This is a genomic window from Mycobacterium sp., assembly GCF_025965855.1.
In the GTDB taxonomy this organism is placed as follows: Bacteria; Actinomycetota; Actinomycetes; order Mycobacteriales; family Mycobacteriaceae; genus Mycobacterium.
Genome location: NZ_JAOPWB010000250.1, coordinates 1 through 11919 on the forward strand (window position 1 = coordinate 1; position 11919 = coordinate 11919).

Genomic DNA, 11919 nt, shown 5'->3' on the forward strand with positions numbered 1-11919 from the left:
CGCGGGGGCCGCCTCGACCGGCGCGGGCGCCTGCTGCGTTGGGACGATGAGGTTTTGGCCCGGGGTGGGCCGCAACGCCACGGTCCCGGTCGTGCGGATGCCGATGGCCAGCGCGATTTCCAGCGCCAGCACCGCGCTGATGCCGACGACCGCCAAACCGCTACCGAGCAGCAGGACCGGCCGGCGACGCGGCTGGCCCTGTGCTTGAACGAACAGCTTCTCTATGACGACCGTCGGGGTGTCGGCGTCGTCGTCTCGCACCGCGCTGTAGGCCAGCTCGTCGCCGAGTTCGGACCCAACGCTGAGGTATTCGGGAAGGGGGTAGCGGTCGACGGCGCCGGTGCCGGGATCTTGGGCGTAGGCCAGCGCCGCGGTCGACGAGGCGAACAACGGCGCGTTCGCCGAGGCCAAGGCCGCACCGCGGGCCAGCGCGGTCTCCGGCTCCTCCGGCGCACTCACGTCAAGCGACGTCACCGACTCCAGCGCGGGCTTGATCGGGGCGATGTCGACGCCCGAGCCGACCAAGAACAGCCCGTCGGGGGCCAGCTCCGTCTTTTCCAGCCCGGCGACCATCCCACTGAGTTGGGTGATCGCGTCGTCGTAGGACTCCGCATAAATCTGTTGCTTGTAGACGTGGCCGATGGAACCGTCGGAGGTCTCGACGACAGCCATCGTCGCGGTGTCGGGCTCCACGTACAGCACCGCGGTGCGCTCGTAACCCACTGCGCCGCCGACATTTTGGGCCAGCGCCGCCGCCGCCAGAAACGCCGACACCAGCATGACGTTCTCGATCTTGTGGGCGGCCAGCGCGTCACGCAAGGCGGCCGCCTCGAGTTGGTCGGTACACGTCACGCCGATCGCCGAGAGCTCCAGGCCGGCATCGGCCGCGCCCTCACGGGTGCCGAGGATGGCGGCGACTACTCGATCGGGCGCGCTCGCGGTGGCCGCGTCGTCGGCAGCGGTGACGTCAAACTCGTCCTCTTCTACCGTGGCGCCGTCGGCGTTCTCGCCTTCCACGACCACCATCTGGATCGATGCCGGTGCCATCGACATCCCAAGCACAATGTCCATTACAACCCCCTCCAAAGGTATTGCTGGCGAAGCCATGGTCGAGCGGGCGGTAACCATGACCACTACATCATCGCGCAAAAACGCTGTGGCGGCGCGCTGTCGAACCTATGTAGACCTTATGAAGTTCTGGTACGAGCGCGACGGGGTCGGTCCCCGCTGACCTTGGTATTTCGACCCTGCGCGGGAGCTGCCGTAGGGATGTTCCGCCGGACTGGTCAACCGCAGAATGCACAGCTGACCGATCTTCATGCCCGGCCACAGGGTGATCGGCAGGTTCGCGACGTTGGACAGCTCGAGGGTGATGTGCCCGCTGAAGCCGGGATCGATGAAGCCGGCGGTCGAGTGCGTCAGCAGACCCAGGCGGCCCAGGGACGACTTGCCCTCCAGTCGCCCGGCGAGGTCGTCGGGCAGGGTGAACAGCTCCAGCGTCGAGCCCAGGACGAACTCCCCCGGATGCAGCACGAACGGTTCCCCGTCGACGGGCTCCACCAGGCTGGTCAGCTCGTCCTGCTGCTTTGCCGGGTCGATGTGGGTATAGCGGGTGTTGTTGAACACCCGGAACATGCAGTCGAGGCGAACATCGATGCTGGACGGCTGCACCAAGGTGTCGTCGTACGGGTCGATGCCCACGCGGCCTGAGGTGATTTCGGCCCTGAGGTCGCGATCGGAGAGCAGCACTCGCTGAGCCTATCCGGCTGCTGTGCGCGAGTCGTCCTGGCTTCAGTCAGCGAGATACATTTCGCCACCCTTCGGGTAGCCGCCTCCGGTGGTCGTCACGTGGACGTGGTCATAGTGGCCGAGCCTGCTCGCTTGCGATCCGTTGGGCGTGTAATAGACGCCACGCCAAATCGCGTCCTGCATCCCGAAGCGCGACGCGTTCTTCAGCACGTACGCGACGATCGCGTTGCCCAGCGCGATGCCCTCGGTGCTGCCGGGGTCCGGAACCATCACGTCGATCGCCAAACCGAGAGGATGCCACGGCAGCGGATCCGGCCGGACGCCCCCGATTTCGTGAATCTGGGGGAACGCCGTGCTGATGGCACGGGCGGCCAAGATCGTCCTGACCTGGAGGCCCTGCTCCGGCGCGATCCCGACGGGCAGGAAGCGGGCTCGCGTGTGGTATCTCGACGCCGCAGCCAACCGGGTGTCAGGGGCTTTACCGGACGTATTCGCTGCCGCCGTGACGATTTGCAGGCAGCACGGCTCGATGTCGCCGATAACGGGTTTGGCATCTTCGCGGGTGGCTAAAGGACGGACATCCCCCGCTGCCGCGAAGAAGATCGCGGCCGGAGCGAGCACCGCAGCCAGGGCTACTTGTGACTTGCGTCGCTTTTTGGCTAATCGATGCCGACCCACGCGGAGCACATTACGACGAGATCACGGAATAATAAACATCGAGTGCCTAAGAACCGTGTCCGCGCCAATAGCGGCATTCGCCGGATGCGCCGGAATGAGCTTTGTATGTCGCATCGATGCCCCACGGGCCGCCGGAGCGCCCGACGAGCGCCCCCGGTGCTGGATGCTAGCCTTTCGGAGCGACCGCGCCGATGTAGTTCAATGGCAGAACATCAGCTTCCCAAGCTGAATACGCGGGTTCGATTCCCGTCATCGGCTCCACGTCTCACCAGACAAATGACCCTGATCACGCGGTTCGGGCGCTGTGTCCTGCGCCGGGAATTCGCTGTAGATGTGCGGAGAGTGGTGCAACGATCTGGTGGCCTCATCACCAATGGCGAGGTACTCGGCTGACGCGACCAGCAGCCCATCACCATCGTTGGCCCGCAGCGATTCCGCCGTCGCCCAGGGGCATTGGCGAGCGGCAACGATAGCGCCCCCGCCAGTTCGCGCGCGCGTACCGCATCCTGGTATCGCCCCACTGCGCCGCCGCCTGGATGGAGACCAGCTCGTGGGTCGGCTGGGATCGTTCGCGCGCCTGCGCGGCGGCGGCTCTCGCGGTCGCAACAGCGTGGGTCAGGCAACCGCTTGCCGCCAACGCCCAACCGGTCGCCAGCGCCAAGCCGGTGTGCATGAACAGGTAGTCGGACGGTACACACGACGTGGCTTTGGCTGCCGCTTCATTGGCTTCAGTCGCCTGGCCGAGCTTGGCGTGTCCTTCGGCCAACGCGAAGCAACTCGCCGGGGGCAGACCCGTTGGCACGCCGTGTCTTTGGGCCCCGGCAAGCGCTTCATGCAGGAGTTTCACCGCGTCGTGCGCGGCGCCGCGGAGGGATGGAGCGCGTAGCGCACTACGCCAATTCGATTGCTCCGTCGCGGCGTGCACCGGTCGCAAGGTTGATGCGCGTAGTCGTGCCGGCTCAGGTCAGCCGATACGGCGATGCCGTCGCTGCCTTACCCGGCGGACGGCCAATCACGAGCATTGCGGTGTTTGCGCTGGGCGGCCAAGACCTCGGCCCACGAGACCACCTCGCCGTGCCGCTTTAGCAGCGACCGGCGCTGGCGTTCGGTCATGCCGCCCCAAATACCGAATTCCACCCGGTTGTCGAGCGCTTCGGCGCCGCACTCGGCGATGACGGGACACTCCCGGCAAATAACGGCCGCCTTCCGCTGCGCGGCTCCGCGGACGAACAGCTCTTCGGGATCGGAGGAGCGACAGCGCGCCTTCGCCACCCACTCGTCGCGGGATTCGGCCGCTGGACTGATAAACACCGTCATGGGGGCAATACTTCACGCGTGGGCGGGAGCCGGTTAGCGTAGCCAACTACTTAAATCGGCCGGACGAGCTCGTCGGGCGCGGTGTCCCGTCGACTTCGCAGTCGGTGGGCGAAAGGCCCGAGAGGTCGGCGGGCCGGCGGGGATTTGCAGACTGCTGGTGGGGTACCCGCCGCCGTATGGCAGAGCGCGAGGTCCGAGACGTCAGCCCTGCGATGGCGGCGATCGTCCGGATAGCGAGGGTTCGTCTGAGGGCGATCAATCACAGGGGCACTTGGAGCTGTTTTTCGACCTCGTGTTCGTCTTCGCGATGTCGCAAGTCACCCAATTGATGCTGAACAACATCAGCTGGCTGTCGTTCGGCCGCGGCGTCCTTGCGCTCCTGGCGGTCTGGTGGGCCTGGGTGGGCTACACCTGGTTGACGAACACGTTCGAGACCGTCCAGGTGTCCCACCAGAGCATCGTCATCGCGGCGATGGCGGCCATGCTCGTCGCGGCCACCGCACTGCCCAGCGCCTTCACGACAGGAGCGCTGGTGTTCGGTGTCGCGCTGTTCGTCGTCCGGCTCACCCACGCCGCCAAGTTCGTCGTCGGCTCATCGGGCGAGAATCCGGAACTGGAAGCGGGAAGCCGGCGCATGACGGTTGCTTTCGTCGCCGCGCCCGCACTCATCGTCGTCGCCGCGTTCCTGCGCACCCCTTACCGCGAGGCGATGTGGATACTCGCCGCCGTGATCGACTACGGCGCCCCGCTCGTCGTCGGGATGGGCGGCTTTCGGGTCGCGCCGTCCTATTTCATCGAGCGTCACGGCGCGATCATCATCATTGCGCTGGGCGAGGCGATCGTGGAACTCGGTGCTGGCGGCAGCCGGAACTTGCACCATCCGGGTGTTATCGCCGCGCTCGTGCTCGGCGTGCTCATCTCGGCAACGTTGTGGTGGACCTATTTCGGTCTGACGTCGGGCGCCGAGAGGCGGATGCAGGAAACCTCGGGTGACGAGCGGGCCCGGCTTGCCCGCGACGCGTACAGCTATCTGCATTTACCGCTGATCGCCGGCGTCATGTTCTTCGCCGTGGGGGCGCATGCGGCCGTTGAGGATGTCCACGCCGCACTGCGGCCTTTGCCAGCGCTCGCGCTGACGGGCGGCGTCGCCCTCTTCTACTTCGCCGACGTGGCCTACCGCTGGCGCGACCATCACCAGCTGACGATCGACCGGATGGTGACCGGCGCCGCGGCACTACTCGTGTGGCCTGCCGCTACGCACCTTGCCGCCATGGCCGCACTGGTAATCCTGACGGCCATCGGAGTGGCGCGCCTGGCGTGGGAGTTGTGGCGACGTCCTCGTGTTGGACCCGCCACGGCGGGCATGGTCCGCTAGTTGGCAACGGCCGGCATCACGGTCGCGCACTTGGCGCCCGTAGGGACGGCGGGCTCTTCCAAGCTGAATACGCGGGTTCGATTCCCGTCATCGGCTCCGCATCACAGCAGGTCAGAGCTGTACCTCGCCGACCAAGCAACCCGCCAGAGCCGCTCTTGGCGCTATCTCGGCACTGACCTAGCGAGACACCGACGCGGAAACCGTTTGCTAAGTCCCCACAATCGAACTGTGCAGCCGGTGCGCGACGGTGGCTGTTGATCTACCTACGAGACTGATAGTCTCGAAACTCTGTCCTCGACCCAAAGGAGAGGCGCATGAATTCGGTTGACGCCCTTCGGCCTCACCAGGTTACCGATTCGACCGCAATCAGCGACTCGAAGTGGCTCCGGACGTGGACGCTCGTCGTCTCTTGCGCGAGCGTGACGTTGGTCGTGGCGTCGATGGTCGCCCTGAATACCGCGCTCGGCGACATCGCGGTGACGACCTCCGCCTCCCAGACGCAGCTGACGTGGGTGGTGGACGGCTACACACTGGTGCTGGCGTGCCTGCTGCTTCCCGGCGGCGCGATCGGCGACCGATTCGGGCGACGAGGCGCCATGCTGGCCGGACTTGCGATCTTCTCGGTCGCGTCGATCGCACCACTGGTATTCGCCAGCCCGCTGCCGCTCATCGTTGCGCGAGCAGTCGCCGGCTCTGGTGCGGCGCTGATCATGCCCGCGACGTTGTCGTTGCTGACCGCGGCCTATTCGCTCGAGGACCGCACAAAGGCCGTCGGCATCTGGGCCGGAGCCGCAGGCTCGGGTGGCATCCTGGGGCTCTTGGGATCGGGTGCGCTGCTGCATTTCTGGTCGTGGCAATCCATCTTCTGGGCGCTGGCCGCCGCCGGTGTGGTCCTCTTCGTGTTGGGCTGCACCGTGGTGCCGTCGCGTGTCAAGGATGCTCCGCCGGTCGACTGGCCGGGTGCATTCCTGATCGGCGGCGCAGTCGCCCTGTTCGTGTTCGGGATACTCGAAGCACCTTCGCACGGGTGGACGAATCCGATTGTGTACGGCTGCATTGCGGCGGGCGTGGCGTTCGCGGCGCTGTTCGGTTTCGTCGAGATCCGACGTCGGCAACCGTTGCTCGATGTCCGGTTGTTCACTGACCCGGCCTTCGCGGTCGGCGCGGCGACCATCGTGTTGTTCTTCGCCGCCAACTTCGGGTTCCTCTACCTCCTCATGCAGTATCTTCAACTGGTCCAGGGCTACTCCCCGATCGGGACAGCCCTCGCGATCAGTCCGGTCATGGCGGGAATCATTGTCCTTTCCGGGTTTTCGTTCTGGTACCTGCCGAAGCTGGGTCTGCGGGTGGTGCTGGTCAGCGGGCTGGCCCTGATTGCTGTCGGCTTCTTGTTGCTCGGCCACGTCGACGCGACTTCGTCGTACCTCGATCAAGTGTGGCGGTGGTTGGTGCTCAGCGTCGGGATCGGACTGCTCACCGCCCCAGCGACTTCGGCGATCATGACCGCCGTTCCTGACAATAAGCAGGGCGTCGCGTCGGCAGTGAACGACGCTGCCCGTGAGATCGGCGGTGCGCTTGGTATCGCCGTCGCTGGTTCGATCCTGGCCACCCGCTACACCGACCGGCTGCTGCCTCAACTGACCGCGTTCCCAGAGCCGGTACGTGGGCCGGCGTCGGATTCCCTGGCGCAGGCGCTGAAGATTTCGGAAAGACTTGGGCCGCTGGGTGATCGACTCGCCGCATTGAGCGAGACGGCCTTCATCCACGCGATGCAGACCGCGGTGCTGGTGATCGCGGTCATCGTCGCCATCACCACGGTGCTGATCGGGCTGTGGGCACCAGGACGCGACGGCACGCAACTGCGGGTCATCAAGCGACTCCGCACGAGCGTGCGTGTCTGCCAGTCGACACGCCGTGAAAACGCGGACAACAGCGCACGCTCACGCCAGGGCGAGAGTGCGCATAGATTATTCCCGCGGTAATGGTCGTCCCGGCGCGCCGTTCGTATTGCTCCACCACCCAGCCTTCGACCCTTCTACCGTTGGCTGCCCAGCCAGCCCATAAGGCCCACATCAACGCTTCCCAACGCTCGTAAGCGCCACGACATACCTTGTGTGCCAAGGGATTTCGAACACATTCAGAGCAGAATCGACGCCAAAGACTTGCGCCGGTTCTGAAGGTAGAGAGGCGATGGCCAGGCCGTAGGTGCCGATCTTGTTGGCGACGTCGCCGTTGGCCGCGATCCGATCGGCGCCTACGAGCACGCAGTCGACGAGTCCGCGTGCCATCGCCGCCGCCGCGGCGCCGTCGGGCTGCACCCGATATGGCACGCCCGCCTGCGCCAGCTCCCACGCAGTGAGCCGGGCGCCCTGCAGCAGCGGACGCGTCTCGTCGACCAGCACCGACTCGACCAGTCCACGCTCGTGAAGGTGCCAGACGACACCGAGCGCGCTGCCCCAGGCCACGGTGGCCAGGTGACCGGCGTTGCAGTGGGTCAGCAGCCGCAGCGGACGGCGATCGCATAGTGCGACGACGATCTCGGCGGCGTGGGCGGATGCGGCGCGGTTGAGGCGTTCGTCCTCGTCGAGGATTTCCAGCGCCTCGGCGAGCACGGCTTCGGCGCCCTCGTCGAGCTTTTCGAGTGCGCGCGCGACTCCCCAGCTGAGGTTGACGGCGGTCGGTCGTGCGTTCGCGACCCGTTCGGCCGAACCCAGAACGTCGCCTTTCTCGCGCAAAGCGAGCACAACGCCAAGCGCGCCCGCCGCGCCCAGCGCCGGCGCGCCGCGCACGGCCAGGCGCCGGATCGCGTCGATCAGCTCGTCGACGGTGCGCAGAGTGAGAACGCGATAGTCGCCCGGCAGCGCGGTCTGGTCAATGATCGTGACCGCGTCGTCGTCCCAATCGATGGTCCTGCGCACGAGCCGACCCTCGCCCGCCCAGCTTGAGCTTCTTAAGGCCTACATAACTTCGGCAGGATCCTGATACAGCTTCCCGAGCGACGATCAGTTAGCGGCCCGCGTGGTCTCTGCTCCGCCCAGACGGCGGCCGGCCGCCAAGATTTCGGGAGGCGTGGGTCGTGGATATCGTGCTCGGAGTTTCGCTGGCGCCGGACTCGGTTCAGATGGTGCTGCTGCAAGGCGAAAACGCTGACGGCGCAATAGTAGACGAGAAAGAATTCGCCGTCATCGCCGCCGACGATTCGCCCACCGTCAGCGCGTCTGATCGAGCGATCGCCGCCATCCTGGGTACTCGCGACGACGCGGCCGGTGCCGGCCTCGAACTGTCCGCCGTCGGGGTGGCATGCACCGACCAGCTCGAAGCGAAAGCGTTGGGCGATGCGCTGGCCGCCCACAAGCTCGAGAACGTCATGCTGGTCTCGGCGTTTCTCGCCGCGACCTCATTGGCTCAATCTGTCGGCGGGGCAATGGGTTACGAGCGGACCGCGGTGCTTTTCGTGGAACCCGACACCGCAACTTTGGCCGTTGTCGAGACCTCCGACGGTTCCATCGCCGATGCACACAAAGAACAACTGCATGGCACGTCCGGGGAGGCTGCAACCGCAGAGCTGATGGAGATGGTCGCCGGGCTCGACGAGCTGCCCACGCGCCCGGGTGGCCTGTTTGTGGTCGGCTCCGGCGTCGACATCGCCCCGATCAAGCCGCACCTGGAAGAGGCGACCTCACTTAGCGTGAGCGCGGCGGAAGAGCCGGAGACGGCACTGGCCCGCGGGGCGGCCCTGGCATCCGCGAATGCGCCACTGTTTGCTTCGTCGACTGCCGCGCTGGCCTACGCACAAGACCCCGGCACCGCTGCGCTCGACGCGAGCGCCCTGCCCGAGTATCTGAGCATCGCCGGCGCCGAGCCGGGCGACGACGAACTCGCCTACAGCGCGGTGGAGGACGATGAAGCCAGTGCCCCGACTGTGGTCATCGACGCTGGCGCTCGGGCTAAGAGCGGGCCCCGTCCGAGGCCGGGCCTGCTGGTCGGAAGTGCGGTGGCGGTGGCTGGCATTAGCGCCGCGATGGCACTAGAGATCGCCCTGGCCGTCGGCATCCACACGACAGTCGGCTTGCTGCCGGCGCCGCTCCAAAATCTCATCGCCCCGGCCGAGCAGATATTCGCGCCTGCACCCGGGCAAGTGGCGGCCACGAAGGCGGCGGCGCCCAAGCCGTTGAGTCCGCCCGCAGGCGCACCGCCGCCGGCGGCTCCGGCCCTCGCAGCCCCGGTTCCGGTGGCTCCGGCTCCGGCGGCCCCGGTTCCCGCGGCGCCGGCCGTGCCAGTTCCCGTAGTGGTCCCGCCGATAGCGCCGGCCCCGCTTCCGCCGGTTTGGCTGCCCGACCCGCCGGCGAGGCCGCCCGTGATCCAGGCGCCACCGCAGCCGTCGGCGCCTGCCGAGCCACCGCCGGTCCACGTCCCCCCGCCGCACTCGCCGCCACCCCACCAAACTCCTCCGGGGCAGGGGCCGTGGCCCCATCCTGGTGGCACAGGCGGCGGCGCCCCGGGCAACCCGGGAGGCGGCGGGCCTGTTAACGGCCCAGGCCCGAGCCACGGGACTCCCGGCGGCGCACCTCCTGAAGGCGGCGGACCCGCTACTGGTCCCGGTCCGAGCCACGGGACGCCCGGCGCGTCTCCCGAAGGCGGCGGGCCGGTCGGCGGAGGTGAATCCCATGGCGGCGGCGGGCCGATCGGCGGCGCCGAAAGCTCTGGCGGTGGTGGGCCGGTCGGCGGTGGCGGTGAGTCCGGTGGCGGCAGCCACGGCGGTGGCGGCGGCGACTTCGGCAGTGGCGGCCCCGGCGGTGGCGGCGGCTCTGGCGGCGGCACTGAGAGCGGTGGCGGCGGGAGCTCTGGTGGCGGCGGGAGCTCTGGTGGCGGCGCCGAGAGTGGTGGCGGCGGCCAGAGTGGTGGCGGCGGCCACCGATAGCCGTCCCACTGACACGCGCAACGCATCCCGCTGGGAGCCAAGCGCCCCGCGGAGCAACACTGGTGGTCGGCGAACAGTTAGCGCATCCGCGTCCGCGCTAGAGCTTGCCGGCAGCGAAGCTGGCGGCCTGATCCACCAGTCCGGAGTCGATGTACGAGGGCTGCAGATGCGACGGCCAATTCATGCCTCTCCCACAGATGGGGTCGCCGGGCGCACACTGGTCGATCGTCTTGCCGGCGAAGGCGGGGGCCACTCCCCGGTTGCCGTTACCGAATAACGCGATCGCTGCGATGTGCTGATCGGCACCCGGCGGCAGTGGGTTGATGAATCCGAATCCCGCACGGCCGCCGGTCACAAGGTCAGCCACCTCGGCACCCAGCGAATAGCCACCGAGCACTATGCGGGTGTTCGGGCAACTTCTGGCCATGGATTGAACGTGGGCGCTCATATCGTTGGCGCCGCTGCCGGTGCTTATGTTGGCAGGATAGTTGACCCCATACACGCCGACCGACATACGCGTCTTGCCGCGCAGCGAATTGACGAGTGCGTCGCCGACTGCGCCGACGCCGGGTGGTTCTTCTCGGCCGCGAGCGAAAACCACTTCGGCGTCGGGGCATGCCGCCGATGCCGACGGAATCAGCGCCGCTATCGGAGAGGGCGTCGCGGCCGGCGCAATCACCAATGCCGCGGCGAGCGGTGCGGCGGCCGCCGCGCCGAGGACACCGTGCGCGCCTGGTGTTATCGCGACAAGCCTCATGACGCGATATTACGGACTTACTGACTGTGGGGTCAGTGCCCTTCGGTCTAGTGCGGGCTAATCGGCCCGCTTGCCAGTTTCAACGGGACGTCGTGCCGCTGATGACCACGCGTAATGACTCGAATGCGTCTTGCCGGGAGGTCGAGGTTGTGACCGCGGTAAGTGGTACGACCGACGCGTCGGCGGGTATGCCTTCTCGCAGGAGCGAAGCATGGAACTAGTAGTGGTAGCCGGGTTCGTGGCAATATTCGCGATCTGGTCGTTGGGGATCTGGCTCGGATATCAAGCCAGGCGGCGGCACATGCCGCGCGACGGGCACAGGGACAGCAGCGACCCCTCGCTGATTTGGTGAAGCATTCGCGGGCTCGGTCGGGGCAAAGGCAAGGTACGGACACTGCACCGGCCAAAAGAACCATTGTTTGAGGACCGGCTCGCAAATGGACGTCCTCGTACATTCGACTGTTGGTGCGCAATTCAGAGAACTCAACGATCGTCCGTGCAACCCGGCCCCGATTATCAACTCACTGGCCAACGCCATTGCTCAAGGAATTGTCGAAGGCAAGTTCGGGTAGTCCGAACCGTTGCCGATGCTTCGGATGGAACGACGAGTTGCATTTATTCGGTTTTGGGGCGCTATGGCGGGCAAATCCGCCCGCGGAGATCCGGCTGCTGTCACCCCGGCAATCCGCTCGGACCGTTCGGGCCGCCGATGTAGTACCCGCCGAAGCCACCGGGGCCACCGACGCCCGGGGTGAGCCCAATGCCGCCGTTGCCGCCGGCGCCGCCGATGCCGAAGAGGAGGCCGCCGTAGCCGCCCTGGCTGCCGTTGCCCCCGAACGCCAAGCCGGCCGCACCGTAGCCATTGCCACCGTGGCCGCCCAGCCCGAAGACGAGACCGCCGAGCCCCCCGAGGCCGCCGGTGCCGCCGTAGCCGCCGCCCTGGGCGACCCCGCCGTCGCCGCCGGCTCCGCCGATGCCGAACAAGGAACCCCCGGCATAGATGCCGCCGGCACCATCGCTGAACACATAACCGTTGTCGCCGCCGTATCCGCCGACCCCGCCGGTGCCGCCGGCGGTCAGGGCGGTCCCGCCGGCCCCACCGGCGCCGCCGAAGCCGAAGAG

General features: G+C 67.2%; 9 protein-coding genes, 1 tRNA gene and 2 pseudogenes. 4 read left to right on the forward strand and 8 right to left on the reverse strand.

The window, feature by feature from the left end; all coding sequences use genetic code 11:
* The 3 genes and pseudogenes from JWP83_RS21485 to JWP83_RS21495 form a co-directional block, all read right to left on the reverse strand.
* Positions 1 to 1071 (reverse strand): annotated as a pseudogene (locus JWP83_RS21485) (hypothetical protein); the annotation flags it as partial.
* Positions 1072 to 1176: 105 nt separating this feature from the next.
* The gene (dcd, locus tag JWP83_RS21490) at positions 1177 to 1749 is read right to left on the reverse strand and encodes a dCTP deaminase (protein WP_297734435.1); all 573 of its coding nucleotides are present in this window, start codon (positions 1747 to 1749) and stop codon (positions 1177 to 1179) included.
* 42 nt (positions 1750 to 1791) lie between these two features.
* Positions 1792 to 2427 carry a hypothetical protein gene (locus tag JWP83_RS21495; protein WP_297734438.1) on the reverse strand — a complete coding sequence of 212 codons (636 nt, stop codon included), beginning with the start codon at positions 2425 to 2427 and terminating at the stop codon, positions 1792 to 1794.
* Positions 2428 to 2614: 187 nt separating this feature from the next.
* Between JWP83_RS21495 and JWP83_RS21500 the strand changes: the two genes are divergently transcribed.
* Positions 2615 to 2688 (forward strand) — tRNA-Gly (locus JWP83_RS21500).
* Between the two features lie 148 nt (positions 2689 to 2836).
* Here the strand turns inward: JWP83_RS21500 and JWP83_RS21505 are convergent.
* Together JWP83_RS21505 and JWP83_RS21510 are read right to left on the reverse strand one after the other, a co-directional pair.
* Positions 2837 to 3229 carry a hypothetical protein gene (locus tag JWP83_RS21505; protein WP_297734440.1) on the reverse strand — a complete coding sequence of 131 codons (393 nt, stop codon included), beginning with the start codon at positions 3227 to 3229 and terminating at the stop codon, positions 2837 to 2839.
* A 191-nt stretch (positions 3230 to 3420) separates the two neighbouring features.
* The gene (locus JWP83_RS21510; RefSeq protein ID WP_297734442.1) at positions 3421 to 3744 is read right to left on the reverse strand and encodes a WhiB family transcriptional regulator; all 324 of its coding nucleotides are present in this window, start codon (positions 3742 to 3744) and stop codon (positions 3421 to 3423) included.
* A gap of 271 nt (positions 3745 to 4015) precedes the next feature.
* Here JWP83_RS21510 and JWP83_RS21515 point away from each other — a divergent pair, with 271 nt between their 5' ends.
* Both JWP83_RS21515 and JWP83_RS21520 read left to right on the forward strand, forming a co-directional pair.
* Entirely contained in the window at positions 4016 to 5119 is a 1104-nt protein-coding gene (locus tag JWP83_RS21515) for a low temperature requirement protein A (protein ID WP_297734444.1), read from the forward strand.
* Positions 5120 to 5433: 314 nt separating this feature from the next.
* Positions 5434 to 7101, forward strand: coding sequence for an MFS transporter (locus JWP83_RS21520; protein ID WP_297734446.1), 1668 nt, complete (start codon positions 5434 to 5436; stop codon positions 7099 to 7101).
* A gap of 90 nt (positions 7102 to 7191) precedes the next feature.
* Here the strand turns inward: JWP83_RS21520 and JWP83_RS21525 are convergent, their stop codons facing one another.
* On the reverse strand, positions 7192 to 8037 hold the full coding sequence (locus tag JWP83_RS21525; protein ID WP_297734448.1) for a s-methyl-5-thioribose-1-phosphate isomerase: 846 nt from the start codon (positions 8035 to 8037) through the stop codon (positions 7192 to 7194).
* A 203-nt stretch (positions 8038 to 8240) separates the two neighbouring features.
* Between JWP83_RS21525 and JWP83_RS21530 the strand changes: the two genes are divergently transcribed.
* On the forward strand, positions 8241 to 10040 hold the full coding sequence (locus JWP83_RS21530; protein ID WP_297734453.1) for a hypothetical protein: 1800 nt from the start codon (positions 8241 to 8243) through the stop codon (positions 10038 to 10040).
* A gap of 97 nt (positions 10041 to 10137) precedes the next feature.
* Here the strand turns inward: JWP83_RS21530 and JWP83_RS21535 are convergent, their stop codons facing one another.
* Together JWP83_RS21535 and JWP83_RS21540 are read right to left on the reverse strand one after the other, a co-directional pair.
* Positions 10138 to 10797: a cutinase family protein gene (locus JWP83_RS21535; protein WP_297734451.1), complete on the reverse strand. Its 660-nt coding sequence runs from the start codon at positions 10795 to 10797 to the stop codon at positions 10138 to 10140.
* 672 nt (positions 10798 to 11469) lie between these two features.
* Positions 11470 to 11919, reverse strand: a pseudogene (locus tag JWP83_RS21540) (PE family protein); the annotation flags it as partial.